The sequence below is a fragment of the Paenibacillus sp. FSL K6-1096 genome (assembly GCF_037977055.1).
Taxonomy (GTDB): domain Bacteria; phylum Bacillota; class Bacilli; order Paenibacillales; family Paenibacillaceae; genus Paenibacillus_AQ.
The window spans coordinates 1,174,061-1,191,485 of sequence record NZ_CP150274.1; the positions used below are offsets into that span (position 1 = coordinate 1,174,061).

The following is a 17,425-nucleotide window of genomic DNA, read 5'->3' on the forward strand; positions in this document are numbered from 1 at the left end:
TAGGCGTGGGGATGCAGGGAGACGGGACGCGAATGTGATCGGTTTTTCGATTACATTTGAGAAGTGAGAGCCGGGAGTGTGGAGTGGCACTAGTAGCCTGGCAGACAGCGTAAGGGCCACCCGCTGGCGGATGGCCCTCTCTTGCTGTTGCTATATTTATACCAGGTGGCAGGCTGCCTGATGGCCCGAATCCACCTCACGCAGCTCCGGTGTCTCCGTCCGGCAGCGGTCCACCGCATAAGGACAGCGGGGGTGAAAGGCGCAGCCGGAGGGCGGAGTCTCTGGGTTCGGCACATCTCCGGTCAGGACGATGCGCTCCTTCTTCAGCCCCGGATTCGGGACCGGTACAGCGGACATCAGCGCCTGCGTATACGGATGCAGCGGCTTCGCGAACAGCTCCTTGGTCGGGGCCAGCTCCACAATCCGCCCCAGGTACATCACCGCCACGCGGTCGCTGATGAACTTCACGACCGACAGGTCGTGAGAGATGAACATATACGTCAGGCCGTATTGCTCCTGCAGATCCTGCATCAGGTTCAGCACCTGGGCCTGAATGGAGACATCCAGCGCGGATACCGGCTCATCGCAGACAATGAACTTCGGATTCAGCGCAAGCGCACGGGCGATCCCGACCCGCTGGCGCTGTCCTCCGGAGAATTCATGGGGATAGCGGTGGGCCTGATAGGGGGATAAGCCCACTACCTCCATTAGCTGCTCAACCCGGCTTTTTAGCTCGCCTGCTGGAGCGGAGCCATGGGTCCGAAGCGGCTCCTCCAGAATGCGCTGAACCGTCCAGCGGGGATCGAGCGAGGCGTACGGGTCCTGGAACACCATTTGCATATCGGTACGGAACTTGCGGAGCTGCTCAGGATTCAGGGCCCGTACATCCGTGCCCCCGAACCTGATCTCGCCGTCCGTCGGCTCGATCAGCCGCAGGATGGCCCGGCCGGTGGTCGATTTGCCGCAGCCGGATTCGCCGACCACCGCCAGCGTCTCCCCCTGCTCCACGGATAAGGTGATCCCGTCCACCGCTTTGACAGCGCCGACCTGCTTGGCGAAGAAGCCTTTGCGGATCGGATAGTGCTTTTTAAGATTGCGGACTTCAAGTAATGTCGTCATAGTACCCCCTCCTGCTGCAGAATACAGCGGCACGTATGGCCCGGCTGCACTTCCAGCAGCTCAGGCTGCTGCTCGCGGCAGCGGTCCACCGCCACCGGGCAGCGCGGCGCGAACCGGCAGCCGGCCGGCAGGTTCGCCGGATTCGGCACCTGACCCGGAATTGAGCGCAGCCGTTCCTCATCCCCGGCAAGCTGAGGCAGGGAAGCCAGCAGCCCTTGCGTATACGGATGCAGCGGCTGGCTGTACAGGGTAGCCACATCGGTCTCCTCGACAATCTGGCCGGCATACATGATAACGACCCGGTCACACATCTCGGCGACGACGCCCAGATCATGCGTAATCATGAGGATCGACATGCCTTCGTTCTTTTGCAGCTCCCGCATCAGATCGAGAATCTGCGCCTGAATGGTTACATCCAGCGCCGTGGTTGGCTCATCAGCTATGAGCAGTTGGGGATTACAGACCATCGCCATCGCGATCATCACCCGCTGCCGCATTCCGCCGGAGAGCTGATGGGCATACTGCTGCGCAATCTTCTCGGGGCGGGGAATGCCGACCTTGCGGAGCATCTCCACCGCCCGGGCATCGGCTTCCTTCCTGCTCAGCTTCATATGGTAGCGCGCCGATTCGGAGATCTGGCGGCCGATCTTGAACACCGGATTGAGTGAGGTCATCGGCTCCTGAAAGATCATTGCAATCCGGTTACCCCGGATGCTCCGCACCTCATTCATCGGCATCTTCAGCATATCCTTGCCTTCAAAGCGGATCTGGCCGGAGGCAATCCGGCTGATCCGTTTGGGCAGCAGCTGCATGATGGAGAGGGAGGTGATGCTTTTGCCGCAGCCGGATTCACCGACAATCCCGAGTGTCTCGCCTTTGCGCACTGACAGACTGATGCCGTCCACCGCACGGATGGTCCCCGCCGCTGTCTGAAATTCAGTGCATAGCCCTGATACCTCCAGCAGTTCTGTCATGATTACCCCTCCTCCAAAAAACTCCCCACAAAGTGATGTTTTGCTTCGATGTTTACTCAGGTACTTTGCGGGGGCCCCAACTAATTATTTCTCTTCTTATTTCTCTTCTTCCACGCCCAAATATTTCAGCGCCGTCAAGGCATAGACCTTCGCACACTGGATGATCTGCCAGACGGGAGCTTTTTCATTAAAGTTATGAATCGTGGACAGCTCGGCCGGGCCGTATTGCAGCACAGGAATGTTATGCGTCCGGAAATGGCGGGCATCGCTGGAGGCCCATTGCAGCACCCCGTATGCCTCTTCCCCGCTGACCTCGCAGATACTCTCCACCAGATCCTTGACCACCGGCTCCTCATTAGAGGTCCAGTTGGCGTTGCCCTGGAAGCCGAAGCCCTTCACTTCAGACTCAATGCCTGCTTCCAGAAGCAGGGAGCGGGCACGGTCCAGCACATCGAGGTAATCCACCCCGAACGGCACCCGGGAATCGACCTGAATGGTGCAGCGGTCCGCTACCACATTCACTTTGGTTCCGCCCTGGATCGTTCCAATGTTCACTGTTACATGGTCGAACACCTGATAGGCCACGGAGCCGTCATCTTCACGCTCCTTCACATAATCCTGCGAGATCCGGATGATCTCCCGCACCTCCTCCGGCACTTCAACCTTGATGTCCCACAGCCGCTGCAGCGCTTCAATCCCCTTGGCCGCCTTAACAATGGCGCTGTCGCCGACAACCGGCGCGAGGCTGCCGTGGCCCGGTGTCCCTTCCACAGTGAATTCAAACCAGCAGCTGCCCTTTTGCCCGATGGTCGGGTTCAGCGGGCCGGAAGGCTCGGCAATCACCGCAGCGGTTCCGGTAATCAGCCCGCGCTCCAGCACCCAGGGCACGCCCAGATGGCCGCCCGTCTCTTCATCGGGTACGATCAGCAGGGACAGGTCGCCCTTCAGCGGCACGCCCAGCTTCGACATCAGCGCAGTGACGTAGATTAACCCGGCCAGGCCAGCCTTCATGTCAGATGCCCCCCGGCCCAACAGGTAGCCGTCCACGATATCGCCGCAGAACGGATCAAAGTCCCAGCGCGAGCGGTCTCCCGCCGGAACGACATCGGTATGTCCGCAGTAGATCAGTTTTTTGCCGGTGCGCTCTTCCGCCCCTGCCTCAAAGGTCGATACAAGGTTGAACATCGTCTCGGTTGCCGGATAGATCGAAGTGTCGATCCCCGCTTCCTTCAGATAATTAATAATGAAAGCGCTGATCTCCCGCGAATCGCCCGGCGGATTCTCCGAAGGGAAACGGATCAGCTGGGAGCACAGCTCCAGCAACTCCTCTGTTCCGGCGTCGATCGCATCCAGCACCTTGCTTCTCCAGTCCGTCATGGTTCCGACTTCTCCTTTGCGGCCCCGCCGGCCTGCCTTAGGGCAGGTACGGGGTCCTGTGAATTTGTGCAAAGAGGGACAAGCCAGGGGCCTGTCCGCTCTCTTTTAGCCAAAATGCTTATTCTGTAATTGACAACGGATAGAAGCGGATGACTTCATCCGGGTAGAACGCATAGCCGCTGATCTTGTTGCTCATGCCAACAATGCGGTTGTATTCGTACAGGTACGCCCAAGGTGCTTCGGTGGTGATGATTTCCTGTGCTTTTTTGTACAGCTCATTGCGCTTCGCTGTATCTGTTTCGGTGTTCGCCTGCTCCCACAGCTTGTCTACTTCGGCATTCTGGTAGTTGATGTAGTTGGAAGAGCCCTTGCCGTACAGCAGGAAGCCGAGGTGATAGCCGGGATCATTGACGAATGATGTCCATTTCGAGATATAGGAGGTCAGATTATTGGTCTTCTGCTGCTCCAGGAACTGGGCGCGGGCCAGCTTGTTGATCTTCATCGTGACGCCGATTTTGGCCAGTTCGGCCTGGATCAGCACCGCATCGTCCTCCCAGTCATCGAAGCCGGAGCCGAGTGTGAAGTCGAAGGTGAACCCATTTTCATAGCCAGCTTCCTTCAGCAGCTCCTTGGCTTTGTCCAGATTGTGCTCGTAAACATAACCTGCATCGGTGAAGCCCGGCGTGTTGCTGGCTACTGCACTCTTCATCTGCTTGGCCTGGCCGTACATCACCCCGCTCAGCAGCTGATCGTAAGGAATCGCATAGTTGATCGCCTGACGGACTTTTACATTATCGAATGGCTTAACCTTGTTATTCATCCCGAAGAAAAGAATCCGGTTGCTCGCATTGGAGGCCACGGTCAGTGCAGTATTCTTCTCCAGCGAGGAAACATCCTTCGGAGGAATCTCAATCGCCATATCGACATCGCCTTTATCCAGCAGCAGCACGCGGTTGGAGGCTTCCTTGGTGAATTTCAGCGTGACCTTGCCCAGGCTTGGCGCACCCTGCCAGTAGTTCTGGTTGGCGGTGAACACCGCTTCCGTTGCCGGGTCCCACTTCGTCAGTGTGAACGGGCCGGAGCCGGCGGCATTTGTCTTCAAATAATCGGCACCCTCAGCCTCGACCTTTTTCTGGTCCACGATGGAGAAGGTGTACATAGCGAGAATCTGCAGGAAGTTATGGTTAGCACCCGTCAGGGTCACTTCAACGGTCGAAGAATCTTTTACCGCTACGGATTTAATGGAGGCCATGCCGTAGAGGAAGCTGCCGGAGCTGGATTTCGCCACCCGGTCAAAAGAGTACGCCACCGCCTCAGCATCCACCGGATTGCCGCTCTGGAAGGTTACGCCGGACTTCAGCTTGAACGTGTACACCGTGTTGTCGGCGTTCACTTCCCAGCTCTCGGCCAGCATCGGCTTAATATCCTCGGTGTCGGCAATGCTTGCACCATTCTCTGTCTTGACGCCGTAGGTAACCAGCTGATCATAAGCGGCCAGCACGAGCGTATCTGAGGTCAAATCGTTGGCTTCTGCCGGATCAAGCGTGGTGCCGCCCTCGGAATAGGCAACCGTCAGGTTCTTCTGGACCGGAGCCGCCGTAGCGGTGCTTCCTGTCTCTGCCGGTGTGGCAGCCGGGGTCTTCGGATTGGCGCTGCTGGCGCAGCCGGCAAGCATGATTGAAAAAGCGACGAGTGTGGACAACAGCTTAACTCTTTTCATCAATAATTCCTCCCTTTTCTATATCCTGCCTGCGTAACAACAATGGTGCTGCTGTGATCCTCTCTGCCGCTGAAGCTCCGGCGGGTCGTGATCTATCTAGATCGGGAACGGTGCGGCCCTTGGGAGAATCCCCGGCCCTGCCTCATTTGCCCGAACGCAACCGCGGGTCAAGCACATCCCGGAAACCGTCTCCGAGCAGGTTGAAGCCTAAGATGGAAGTGGCAATGCCCAGCCCGGGAAAAGTAACCAGCCACCATTGCCCGGAAATGATATATTCCCGGCCTTCCGAGATCATCGCGCCCCATTCGGCAACCGGAGGTCTTACTCCAAGCCCCAGGAAGCTTAAGCTGGAAGCGGTCAGGATGGCAAAGCCCATCCCGAGCGTCGCCTGCACCAGGAGCGGGGCAAGCGCATTGGGCAGAATGTGGCGGTACAGAATCACTGTATTCTTCACGCCGATCGCCCGGCTGGCTTCAATATATTCCTTCTCCCGCAGCGAGACCGTCTGCCCGAACATCAGCCGGGCGAATTCGGGAATGCCGACAATGCCGACGGCGATCATCGCACTGCTCAGCCCGGCCCCGATTGAGGCGGCAATGGCCATCGACAATACCAGTGACGGGAAGGACAGCAGGATATCCATGAACCGCATGATGATGGTTCCGGTGCGTCCGCCGTAGTAGGCGGCAATCCCGCCCAGCGGCACCCCGATCAGGAAGGATATGGAGACGGCGATCAGGCCGGTCCAGATGCTGATCCGTGCGCCGTACAGAACCCGGCTGAGAATATCCCGGCCGAAGTTATCGGTGCCGAACCAGTGGCTGCCGGAAGGCGCCTGCAGCTTGCTCGCCATATCCGTAACGTATGGATCATGCGGGGCCAGCCACGGGGCGAAGATCGCAACCACGGTCCAGATCAGGATGAAGGTCAGCCCGATGGCTGCCAGGCGGTTGTGCAGCAGCAGGGACCAGATCGTCCTGGGCTTCGCCTGTACCGGCTTCACCGGGCTGCCCTGTGCTGAATGTGCTGCAGTACTCACAAGCAATCTCCTCCTCTCACACAAGCTGTTCTATTCATAGCGGATTCTCGGATCGATCAGGCCGTAGATCAGGTCTACCGCCAGGTTAATTCCGCAGTAGAGCACAGCGCTGACTAAGGTAAATGCCTGGATTGGCGCATAATCCGCAGCCAGTATCGAGTCGGTGACATAACCGCCGATGCCCGGCCAGGAGAACAGCGTCTCCGTAATGACCGCGCCGCCCATCAGGAAGCCGAATTGCAGGCCCAGCACAGTCAGTGTCGGAATTAATGCATTGACCAGCGCGTGCTTGCAGATAATAGCGGATTCCCGCAGCCCTTTGGCCCGGGCGGTGCGGACGAAGTCCTGGTCCACAACCTCCAGCATACTGGAGCGTGTCATCCGGGCAACGATCGCCATCGTGCCGGTACTGAGACAGAGCGCCGGAAGCAGCAGATGGGCGAGGCTGCTCTTGAGTGCGGCGGTATCGGCGGAGAGCAGGCTGTCCAGCACGTACAGCCCGGTAATATGCACCGGCGGGTTCAGATCCCCGCTGATCCGGCCCATCGGTGCCGGTGCCCACCCCAGAATGGAGTAGAACACGTAAATGAACATCAGACCGAGCCAGAAGATGGGGACACAGGCTCCGATCAGCGAGAACACCCGGGAGATATGGTCAAGAATCGACTCCTTGCGGGTGGCGGCAATAATGCCGACCGGGATCGCTACCAGCACCGCGATCAGAATGCTGGCCAGGGTCAGCTCGATCGTAGCCGGGAAGCGCGAGGCCAGATCGCTCGCCACCGAATGCCCGGTATGATAGGCATAACCGATATCGCCCCGCAGCAGTTGCCCGATATAGGCGAAGAACTGAATATACAGGGCCTTGTCCAGCCCCATATCCTGACGGATTTTGTTCACAACCTCCTCCGGTGCCTGTTCGCCGGCCAGCATAATCGCCGGGTCGCCCGGCAGCACTCTTGACAGGATGAAGGTGATCACGATAATGCCGAGCAAGGCCGGAATCATCTGCACAAGCCGTTTTAGTGTATAAGCAAACAATGAATCAACCCCCTTACAGCTTCTGTGCCTCTTACGGCCGAATGTCTCTACTCATGTCAGGTCCTGCGTGAATCCTTTGTCTTATTAAAGTATTGAGCTAATTCTACAGTCAATTTCACCAGCCCTCTACGTCCCGTTCAGCTAAAAAAAAGCACAACCGTTTGTCGGTTGTGCACTATCCGCCCCTATGAATGTTATCTTTGCTTACATGACTTCCACAAAACTTCCAACCCGTCCTATTTTTCCTGGAGGTAGTAGTAGATCAGGCACAAATGGCAGACGAACTGCTCGCGCGGATCATTCAGATCAAAGCCGGTAATATCCCTGATCCGCTCCAGCCGGTATTTGACGGAATTGCGGTGGATGTAGAGGCTGTTCGCCGTCTCGATCAGGCTGCCGCGGCACTCCAGATAATGATAGAAGGTCAGCAGCATATTGCTGTCATGCTCCTGGTCATAGTGCAGCAGCTTGCCCAGCTTGCGCTCGAACAGCCGCCCGAACCCGGGGCCGTCCAGTCCCTCCAGCAGGTGGTAGACCTCCATGTCTTCATAGCGGGTGATTACGCCGGGGCTCTGCCCGAGCCTTCTGGAGATCGACAGCGCCTTGCGCGCTTCGTTATAACTGGTGTAGATATCCCACAGGTATTCCGGGGTTCCGATGCCGCAGCGGTAGCCGCTTAAGCCCTCGCCTTTGTCCTGCAGCCAGCCGGCCAGCGTCTGCTCCCACTGCTCCTCGGCGTCGCCGCCCGGCGTGAACCTGCGCCCCTCCTGGGTAGGCAGGAACAGCACCGCCCGGCTGGAGCGGTATTCCACGTGCGGTGTAACGCCGCGTCTTTTCGCTTCCCGCTCCAGCAGCCGGTTCACCGTCTCCTCGCTCGGCGCGGTCTCGCCTTCAATGACGGCCACCTCCCACTTATGCTCCGGGTTCATCCCGAGCTGGCGCGCCCGCCGCTGCACCTCATGCTTCGACGGCAGCGGCGGCGTCATCAGCTCATCGATGAAGTTGCCGCGCAGCCGGAATTCGGTGTCCTCGGCCACCTTGCGCCGCATCAGCTCCAGGGCGAAGACGAGCCGTGCCTGCTCGATACCGACCTCTTCCATATCATCAAGCTGCTCCTTGTCCACCAGCAGCCGGGCGACCGTCCGGCGGTCCACATGAATGTTCCAGTTCAGCGGCGATTCACTCCGTGTCCAGTCATAATCTGCCGGAGAGGATACGATAATCTTCCGCTCCGTATCCACCAGTGCCACCGGAGCCTTGAGGAACTCGGCCACGCTGTCGCTGACGGCCTGGATACCGCTGTTCTCCAGCACCATGGTGGTCAGCGTGCGGTAGACCTCCTCCGCCCGCCGCAGCAGCATCGCCTGCCGCCCGAGCAGCAGCTCCATCACCGGCTGGGTGATGTCCGTATAAGGAATTTCCGGCGGGATCTCCACAATCGGCAAGCCGCAGGCATTGCTGGCCTCGATTGCCCCTTGCGGAATCTCCTTCAGGAAGCGGGCCGGCTTGATCGCCAGCGCGGCCGCGCCCAGATTGTCGAGCGTATAGATCAGCTCGGTCAGCAGCGAAGGATCATGGCGGATCGAATAGGCGGTGGTCAGCAGCATGACCCCTTCGCTGATCCAGCCCTTCAGATCGGGCACCTCCATAATATCGACGAACCGGACCACCCGGTCCAGCCCCTGTTCGCCGCTGATGACCTTCGCTTTGCCAAGAACCGGAAGCTGCATCAGCTCCCGTAGCGTCATTCCTCGTGTATTCAACGTTCCGCCTCCCTCTGCTGTCTTCAGTATTAGATTGTTTTTCCTGAAATATGCCACATGCATGCCGCCAGCCTACATGTGTGTTCCAGCTAGTGTATCAGAGATTTCCGCCGAGCCACAGGAAATAGATATCCATTTACGGCATATTTTCGGTGTGAAAGCGTATTAGGTAGAAATTGGTAATGTTTTTCCCCAACCTCATAAACTCCTAATCGCCAAAAAAAGCGTTCCTCCGGCCTAAGCCAAAAGGAACGCTTAAAAGGGTGGCGTAAAGATAGCCGCCGGGCTGTGCTTCGGTGCTTAGGCTTCCGCCGTGAACCTGCGCCTACACCCTCCGCGCCGCACCCGCCGCCGTGGCAGAGGCTGCCGCCCCGAGGCAGAGGATCGGGTCGAACGCGCGGATGCCCAGCTGTTCTTCCAGCTCTGCGGCCAGCCCGATTGTGGCGAAGCCGGTGCAGGCCAGCACCAGGACTTCCGCCCCGCGCTCCACCAGCCGGGCGGCTCCGGCCAGTGCGCCTGCCCGTCCTTCAGGCGTGCCCAGATCCAGCGTGGTCGTCACGCCATCGGGGCGGTCCATGCCGATGTAGGCCTCACCGAGAATGCCGCGGATCAGCGGCGGGACCTCCTCCAGAATGGTCAGCACGCCCACCCGGCTGCTGTAGGCCATCGCCATATGGGCTGCACAGGAGCCTGCCCCCAGAACAGGAATCCCCACCGCTTCCCTGCACTCCGCCAATGCCGGATCGGCGGCACAGCTGATGCCGATGGCCGTGCAGCCCTGCTGCTCCAGCTCCCGGGCAAGCGCGATAATCTTCGGAATAGATTCTGCCTCCGTCTCGTCATTGAACACTCCCCGGGGCTGATCCGGGATGGAGCGGCTCATCACCGGCAGACCATACCGCTGCCCGATTAGATCTCCATGCAATTTCAGGCCTGTGCTGTCCTGCAATGTGATGACACGTATGATTCCAAGCATCCCTGTCTCCTCCTCGCCCCTAATATCGCTGCCTTGGCTTCGCTTAGAGCAATTCCCCGGCACGCATAATCAGCTTATCGTCGATATACACATCCGGCTTCATCACCACAGCGTCAATATGTACGCCTGCCGCGACTACCCCGCCGAACGTATTATTGCTGCCAAAAGCCACATGAATCGTGCCGTACACCTTCTCGTCCTCCAGCACCACACCTGTAATTCTGGCCTTGTTATTCGTCCCAATGCCGAACTCGCCCAGCAGCCGGCCGTCGCCTGCTCCCAGCATGTCCAGCAGCTTAGCGCCATGCTCACCATCGGCAGCGACCAGCCGTCCCTGCTCCACCGTCAGCACCATCGGGCTGTCCAAGGCTCCTATCCCGGCAATCGAGCCGTCCACCTTGATCTGGCCGTCAGCCGTGCCCTCCAGAGGGGCAATATACGCCTCACCTGAAGGCAGGTTACCCGATTCACCCGGATTCAGGTACAGTCCGGTACTGAGGATGCCCTCACGGCTCTCAATGGAGAAGCTGAGCGCAAGCCCGTCCTTCTCCACGCGTACCCGTCTGCCCGCCGACAGCAGCGCCGCAACCTGCTCGGTCAACGCTTTTACCTGGGCATAGTCCGCTGTGATCGCCCCATGGCTGAACATATCATCCGTGATCCCCGGCATGGTGGCTACCCGGGTTCCCGCTGCTGCGGCCTGTTTGCGAGCTGCGGTATGCGTCATCGAATGTGTCGTAATGCACACCGCCACATTCGCCTTCGCCATCGCTTCCGCAACAGGGGCCGGAGGCTCTTCACCCGACTTGCTGCGCGGCTGCATCACCAGCAGCATGGCCTCCGCGCCCAGCCGCTTGCCGGCCTCATAGACCGATTCCGCCAGCTCCCGCTTATCATCATCAGCCACTACAGCCAGCAGTTCTCCGCCGGCAAGCGCCAGACAATCCTTAAGAACGTTCATACTAATTGCTATTCTTGCTTCACTCATCTTCATTTCCTCCCGGATTTACACCATTTCTGCAATCAGCTTGCCCATCAGGGCATTAGACAGCACGGCGGGCACTCCTGCGGAGGCCGCCCACTCTCTATGCTGCTCCACATATCCCATACAGTCAAGCACGATCACATCCGCCTGGTCCCGCAGACGCTCCGCAGCAGCACGGAAATCCGCCTCCGTCCCGGTATAAGGCGAGGCCGCTGCGAACGGTATCCGCTTCCCCCCGCCGGCGAATTTCTCATTCATCGCCTCTTCCTGCTCCGGCAGCGGGCCGATCAGTCCCAGGCGGCGTCCGTCCAGCATCGCCCGGACCACCGGAGGAATCATCCGGTCCGGTTCAATCAGATGGGCAGATGAGGTATGCAGCCCCGGGAACACTCCGGTGCAGGCCAGCAGAATCGTGCGGATGCCTGCGGCTTCCATAGCATCAAGCTTCCCTTGGAGAACGGATTGTATCCGCTCGCGGGAGATGACTACGGCTGTTCCATCCGTCATCCGGGTGGTCAGCACATATTCACCCGGGCCGGGACTGAATTGTGCCCTCACCTGATCTGCCGTGAAGCCGTCCAGCACCCCGGACTGCACCAGCCCGGTTTTGCCCTCAAGGTACTTCTCAAGAATCGGCGCCACATCGCTGCGCGGCGCTTGTCCAATCGTAATTAGTCCGATGTTCTTCATTCCTGTCCCTCCAGACGCTATGGGATACCCCGGGATGTCTAGCAGAGCAGGCGCTGATTGAAGCTCAGCGCCTGCCTGCCATGCCATTATTCTGTTATTGCGAGAGGACCGCAGGATTGCCCATCGTCTGCAGCACCTTCATTGAACCGTATAAGCCGTTAATGTGCGAGAATTCTGCTTCGTCATAGAAGGAGCAGGTTCCTTGTGTGAATTCCTTGGCTGTCTCGATGGCGAAGCGCACCGCCTGGGCGATATCTACTTCATGGCTGGCACCCGTTCCGCAGCCCGGAACCATCGACTGGGCCGTGATCGCCAGCCCCACCACCGGCGCAGAGGTCGCAACGGCAGGCTGAAGGATCGAATTGATATGATACAGCCCGTTGCCGTAAGGCGTAATATCCTGCGTAGTCACCGGAAAAGTCACCGGATACTGCCCCGTTGTCATTTCCTTAATGCGCAGCAAATCTTCGCTGACCCGCAGAATGTATCCTTCTTTGACGGTCGGAGAGATTGCGATCCCTTTGTGGTTCACCACGCGGTTGCCTTTGGTGGTATCAATGGAGAGAACCGCTTCCATCTCCGGCAGCACCTCATGCTCATTCATCTGCAGAATGTCCACAGGGGAATCCATGAAATCCACCGGCTCATGCGGCAGGGTCGGAGCATCCGGGCAAATATGAGTCGTGACCAGCACATCCCCCTTCAGAATATCCCCTTTGAGCTGCATGTCCGCCAGCTTGAGCGCTGAAGCGATAGCTGCTACTGCACCGTCCGCATCAGAGACGATACCGACCCGGCTGGGGCGCGCCCCGATCCCGCCAAGCCGTCCGACAATGCCGAATGTAGGTGCAGATCCGCCCCCCAGCTTGCCGCTGCTGCCTGGAATCGAGATTTTGACGAATTCTGTGCTGCCCTTCTCCCCTTCTACCTTCTGTACCTCAACCTTAACCGCTGGATATGCGGCGAATAACTGCTTGACCTGCTCACCATTGACATAAGCGCTGTCCAGTGAATTCAAGACTGTAATTGTTTGATGAAGTGCCATATTGATTCCTCCCCGGTCCAAGCTCATGTTTGTGATGTTTGCATTTATACTATCTCATCCGGCAAAATGTCCACAATGTGCCGCCCTGCCAAACCTGAACAGCTTTTCTTGTCCTTTGCAGATAAACCTTACGTGCAGCGTGCACTCTTCCGGCGGATCTCCGGTAAATAAAGGTTATTTCTCCCAAAACGCGAACTATTACATAACCCCAGCAGTTATTTCAGACAGGAGGTGGCTTACCGGTGAAGCCTGAACATAAGATTATGAATGAAAAATTAACCGGGCTGATGAGTGAAGAAGCGCAGCGTTCAAAGTTCTCAGGGGTCGTACAAGTGGCGGACCGGGAACATATCCTGGCAGCAGCAGCTTACGGGCTGGCCAATATCGCGGAACTGCGGCTCAACCAGCTCCACACCCGCTTTCCTATCGCTTCCGGCAGCAAATTATTTACCGCTATTGCGGTCTGCCAGCTCGTAGAGCAGGGACGGCTTACCTTTGACGCCAAAATACTGGACATCCTGCCCAAGGCGGAATTCCCTCTATTCGACCCTGAGATCACCGTGCATCAGGTACTGACACACAGCTCCGGCATCCCGGATTATTTCGACGAGGAGACGATGGATGATTTCGCTTCACTGTGGGAGGAGACCCCGATGTACACGCTGCGGCGGCCGGCAGATTTCCTGCCCCTGTTCGCCGGTCAGCCGATGAAGTTCGCTCCCGGCGGGCGTTTCCACTACAATAATGCCGGTTATATCCTGCTCGCCTTGCTCATCGAAGCGATAAGCGGCAAGACATTTACTAAGTATGTAGAGCAGCATATTTTTCAACCGTGCGGGATGAAGGATTCCGGTTATTTCGCGCTTGATGCGCTGCCGGCCCATACTGCACAAGGATACATCGACGGAGACAGCGGGCAAAAGATCAGCAACATCTACTCGATTCCGGTGGTTGGAGGCGGAGACGGCGGAGCATATGTCACAGCTGCAGATATGCATAAGCTATGGAGCGGCTTGCTTGAACACAAGCTGCTGACGCCAGCGGTAACGGACTTGTTGTTAACGCCGCATATTCATGAGCGTGAGGATAGCTTTTATGGCTATGGCGTCTGGATTCAGGTCCGTGGCCCAAAAATACACAAATATCACATCATGGGCTACGATCCCGGAATCAGCTTCCATTCCGCCTGTTATCCCGGAAGCGGCTTAACCTGTACCGCGATCTGCAACCAGAGCAACGGGGCTTACCGGATGATGGCAGCCGTGGAGCCGAATTTGCCGGTGAAGTAGCATTATGTTCGCGCTGGACTGCCTATAACCATGAATGATCTTAAGAGCCTTAGTCCGGTTCCCCGGCTGAGGCTTATTGCTGTATTTGCCTCAACCTACAGGTTCGCTAAAGGTTCGCGCATTATGATGGAGTTGTAAGGCAGCTGCCTGCAAAATAACAGGAACATGGAGGTAATCGAAGTGACAGACAAATGGGCAAACCCGCGTCGTACAGGTAAAAGAAAAGCCGCCGCCATTGCACTGGCCGCAGTAGCAGTGTTATCCGTCAGCACGCTGACCGCATTCGGGGCAAGCGCTCCGGACAGTGTTGAAGTCACAACGGATAAACATGGAGAGCATAGCGTAAACGCCAGCACTCCCCCCTATGATGCGGCTAACGATGTGAATGCTGCCGTTGCTGCCGCAGCCGCAGCATTAGATGGCGCTAGCGCAGTAGTGAACCAGGAGGGCGGCAAATTCCGCTACTCTACAGACGGCGGACAGACCTGGAGTGAGCACGCTCCTGAGGGTGTCAGCGTAGACGCCCGGTAAATTAAACGGTAGGATGGATGGCAAGGAGGCCAGGCGGTCCCTTTTGCCACCCATCCTATATTCGGGAGCTGAACCATGAAGATACTGATGGTTGAAGATGAAAAATATATAGCGGAAGCCATCGCCCAAGTACTGAAGCAAAATAATTATAGCGTTGATCTGGCGCATGATGGTGAATATGGGCTGGATTGTGCCCTTTCCGGTATTTACGATATGATTATTCTTGACATTATGCTGCCCAAGAAGGACGGGCTGACCTTGCTCCGGGAAATGCGGGCAAACGGCATGAAGACACCGACCCTCCTGCTGACAGCCAAAGGCCAGATTGAAGAGAAGGTGTACGGCCTGGACTGCGGTGCAGACGATTATTTGCCCAAGCCCTTCCATACAGATGAACTCCTTGCGCGGCTGCGGGCACTAGCGCGGAGGCCTTCCGAATTAAATAACGAAGGAATCCTGGAGGCTGGCGATCTCCGGTTTAACCCGCACACCCTGCTGCTGACATGCGGCGCAAATCAAACAACCTTATCGCCAAAAGAAGCGCAGCTGCTGGAATTGCTGATCCGCAGAATGAGCACCGCTGTTTCCAAGGAGCAGATCATTGATAGATTGTGGGGTTATGATTCCGACGCCGGAGATAATCATGTCGAAACCCATGTATCACTCCTGCGCAAAAAGATAACCCGGCTGCAATCCGGCGTTATATTACGCACCATCCGGGGCGCAGGGTATGTGCTCCTGAGCGGGGAAGGCGGAGCCTAAATGCTTAAACGGCTGCGGAATAAAATTCTTGTGCTGAATATGCTGCTGACAACTGTAGTGGTGGCGATTGCCTTTGCGTTTATTTATCTGGTCATGGACAGCCAGATCCAAGCGGAAAACAAGAGAAAGCTGGACGCGATAACTGAAGGGAAAATTTCTTTTGCCGCTCAAGAGACGAATACGGACGGATCAGAGGATGCGGTTGCTGCCGATACAGTGCAGCAGCGGCTGCCCGCTGACTACGCATTGTCCTTCCATGTTAAGCTGGACCCGTACGGCAAGCTCCAAAATATTGATTCCCTGATCGATCTGCCGGAAGCCTCTTATCATCTGGCCGCAGAAACAGCGTGGAAACATAAAGACGGTCATGGACCTATATCCATCAACGGCAGGCTATGGCAATATGCTGTCGTACCCGCCACCAGCACCCAAGTCATCAATGAGAACGGTATGCAGACAATTATTGCTGCTCAAGACGGAAGCTATCAGATTTCGTTTCTGGATGTAACCGGCAGCATGGAAACATTAAGAACCCTGGCCATAACCTTTGTCTTTGTGATCCTCGCTGTGCTGGCTGCCATATTTCTGATCAGCCTTATGTTTGCCAACCGCTCGATCCGGCCCGTATCAGAGGCGTGGGAGAAGCAGCGGCAGTTTGTCGCGGACGCTTCCCATGAGCTCAAAACGCCGCTCTCCATTATCAACGCCAACTATGACGTTCTTGTATCCAACCAAAATGAAACGATTATCAGCCAAATCAAATGGCTCGAATACATGAAAGCCGGTACAGACCGGATGACGGAGCTAATTCACAGCCTTCTCTCTCTGGCAAGACTGGAAAGTGAAACTGCGGAAATCAATAAAGTACCCTTTAATATCAGCAGCAAGGTCTCTGACATCATTGAATCCATGGCGGCGGCCTTACACGAAAAAAAAATAACACTCACCTTGTCCATCGAGCCGGGGATTGTGATTAACAGCGATATGGACAGGGTTACGCAGGTATTTACCATTTTGTATGACAATGCGATTAAATACACGGAGTTTAGCGGACAAATCGGGGTCTCCCTGACACAAACCAGCCGGCTTATCACCTGTACCGTGTGCAACAGCGGGGATGGAATTGCGCCCCGGGATTTAACGAGAATATTTGACAGATTCTACCGAATAGATCAAGCCCGGACAGGAGATACTGGAGGTCATGGCTTGGGCTTATCCATTGCGAAGGCCTGTATCGATCAACTCGGAGGCCAACTAACCGCCTCAAGTGCGGATAATGAAATGACAACCTTCTCATTTAAGCTATCAAAATAAACCAAGCCGTACGCCAGCAATCGCTGAAACGTACGGCTTGGTTTGTTCATGTTCAATAAATACTGCTAAACTGGATACAGACTTAGCTAGGAGGTTACGGGATGCAAAGCAATATATTGATTATTGATGATGACATAGAGCTATGCCGGTTACTCAAAAAATGCGTGGACAAAGAACATATCACTGCCGACCTGGCACATACCGGTACAGAGGGCTTGAATCTAGCCGCGCAAGGTAACTATCATCTGATTGTCCTGGACATTATGCTCCCCGGCTTGGACGGCTTTCAAGTACTTGAAAAAATCAGAGATATGAGCAGCGTTCCGGTATTAATGCTGACGGCTAAAACAGCAAGCAGCGATAAAGTAAACGGCCTGCGGTCAGGTGCGGATGATTATCTTACCAAACCATTTGATGTTGATGAATTTACTGCGCGTGTGCTTTCTTTAATCCGCAGATATACAACCTTAAATAACGGCTCCATTGAAAAAGCGAATCGTCTTATATTTCAAGGGCTTAGGATTGATATAGATAACCGGATTATTACTGTCGGAGAAGAACCCGTCGAATTATATGCAAAGGAATTTAATATTCTCTGCTATCTCGCCAGAAATCAGGGAAAGATTCTGACCAAACAGCAAATATATGAAGAAGTCTGGCAGGAACAATATGCCTATGATGACAACAATATCATGGGCTACATCAGCAAGCTGCGGAAAAGCATTGAGCCTGACCCGAACAACCCGACTTATATTCAGACCGTTAAGGGCGTAGGATACCGTTTTAGCAGGGATGTGTAA

The 17,425-nt window shown here is 56.3% G+C and carries 16 protein-coding genes; 5 read left to right on the plus strand and 11 right to left on the minus strand.

The window, feature by feature from the left end; genetic code table 11:
- Positions 1-156: 156 nt before the first annotated feature.
- The 11 genes from MHI24_RS05335 to MHI24_RS05385 form a co-directional block, all read right to left on the minus strand.
- A complete protein-coding gene (locus tag MHI24_RS05335) occupies positions 157-1,119 on the minus strand; it encodes a dipeptide ABC transporter ATP-binding protein (protein WP_340024531.1) in 963 nt (320 codons plus the stop codon).
- Entirely contained in the window at positions 1,116-2,093 is a 978-nt protein-coding gene (locus tag MHI24_RS05340) for an ABC transporter ATP-binding protein (RefSeq protein ID WP_340024532.1), read from the minus strand. The genes MHI24_RS05335 and MHI24_RS05340 overlap by 4 nt, the downstream gene beginning before the upstream one ends.
- 96 nt (positions 2,094-2,189) lie before the next feature.
- Complete coding sequence (locus MHI24_RS05345) at positions 2,190-3,470, minus strand: ArgE/DapE family deacylase (RefSeq protein WP_340024533.1); 1,281 nt, start codon at positions 3,468-3,470, stop codon at positions 2,190-2,192.
- A 118-nt stretch (positions 3,471-3,588) separates the two neighbouring features.
- Positions 3,589-5,190 carry an ABC transporter substrate-binding protein gene (locus MHI24_RS05350; protein WP_340024534.1) on the minus strand — a complete coding sequence of 534 codons (1,602 nt, stop codon included), beginning with the start codon at positions 5,188-5,190 and terminating at the stop codon, positions 3,589-3,591.
- A 142-nt stretch (positions 5,191-5,332) separates the two neighbouring features.
- Positions 5,333-6,229, minus strand: coding sequence for an ABC transporter permease (locus tag MHI24_RS05355; RefSeq protein ID WP_340024536.1), 897 nt, complete (start codon positions 6,227-6,229; stop codon positions 5,333-5,335).
- Positions 6,230-6,259: 30 nt separating this feature from the next.
- On the minus strand, positions 6,260-7,270 hold the full coding sequence (locus tag MHI24_RS05360) for an ABC transporter permease (RefSeq protein WP_340024537.1): 1,011 nt from the start codon (positions 7,268-7,270) through the stop codon (positions 6,260-6,262).
- A gap of 236 nt (positions 7,271-7,506) precedes the next feature.
- On the minus strand, positions 7,507-9,033 hold the full coding sequence (locus MHI24_RS05365) for a PucR family transcriptional regulator ligand-binding domain-containing protein (protein ID WP_340024538.1): 1,527 nt from the start codon (positions 9,031-9,033) through the stop codon (positions 7,507-7,509).
- 325 nt (positions 9,034-9,358) lie between these two features.
- Positions 9,359-10,009, minus strand: a complete 651-nt coding sequence (locus tag MHI24_RS05370) for an aspartate/glutamate racemase family protein (protein ID WP_340024540.1) — start codon at positions 10,007-10,009, stop codon at positions 9,359-9,361.
- A gap of 43 nt (positions 10,010-10,052) precedes the next feature.
- Positions 10,053-10,997 carry an aminopeptidase gene (locus tag MHI24_RS05375; RefSeq protein ID WP_340024542.1) on the minus strand — a complete coding sequence of 315 codons (945 nt, stop codon included), beginning with the start codon at positions 10,995-10,997 and terminating at the stop codon, positions 10,053-10,055.
- 18 nt (positions 10,998-11,015) lie between these two features.
- Positions 11,016-11,684 (minus strand): AroM family protein, encoded by a 669-nt coding sequence (locus MHI24_RS05380; protein ID WP_340024543.1) that lies wholly within the window; start codon positions 11,682-11,684, stop codon positions 11,016-11,018.
- A gap of 94 nt (positions 11,685-11,778) precedes the next feature.
- Complete coding sequence (locus MHI24_RS05385) at positions 11,779-12,729, minus strand: DUF1177 domain-containing protein (RefSeq protein ID WP_340024544.1); 951 nt, start codon at positions 12,727-12,729, stop codon at positions 11,779-11,781.
- Between the two features lie 242 nt (positions 12,730-12,971).
- Here MHI24_RS05385 and MHI24_RS05390 point away from each other — a divergent pair, with 242 nt between their 5' ends.
- The 5 genes from MHI24_RS05390 (at position 12,972) to MHI24_RS05410 (ending at position 17,425) form a co-directional block, all read left to right on the plus strand.
- A complete protein-coding gene (locus MHI24_RS05390; RefSeq protein ID WP_340024545.1) occupies positions 12,972-14,018 on the plus strand; it encodes a serine hydrolase in 1,047 nt (348 codons plus the stop codon).
- A 180-nt stretch (positions 14,019-14,198) separates the two neighbouring features.
- The gene (locus MHI24_RS05395) at positions 14,199-14,549 is read left to right on the plus strand and encodes a hypothetical protein (protein ID WP_340024546.1); all 351 of its coding nucleotides are present in this window, start codon (positions 14,199-14,201) and stop codon (positions 14,547-14,549) included.
- Positions 14,550-14,624: 75 nt separating this feature from the next.
- Complete coding sequence (locus MHI24_RS05400) at positions 14,625-15,311, plus strand: response regulator transcription factor (protein WP_340024547.1); 687 nt, start codon at positions 14,625-14,627, stop codon at positions 15,309-15,311.
- Positions 15,312-16,625 carry a HAMP domain-containing sensor histidine kinase gene (locus tag MHI24_RS05405; RefSeq protein ID WP_340024548.1) on the plus strand — a complete coding sequence of 438 codons (1,314 nt, stop codon included), beginning with the start codon at positions 15,312-15,314 and terminating at the stop codon, positions 16,623-16,625.
- 101 nt (positions 16,626-16,726) lie between these two features.
- Positions 16,727-17,425, plus strand: coding sequence for a response regulator transcription factor (locus MHI24_RS05410; protein ID WP_340024549.1), 699 nt, complete (start codon positions 16,727-16,729; stop codon positions 17,423-17,425).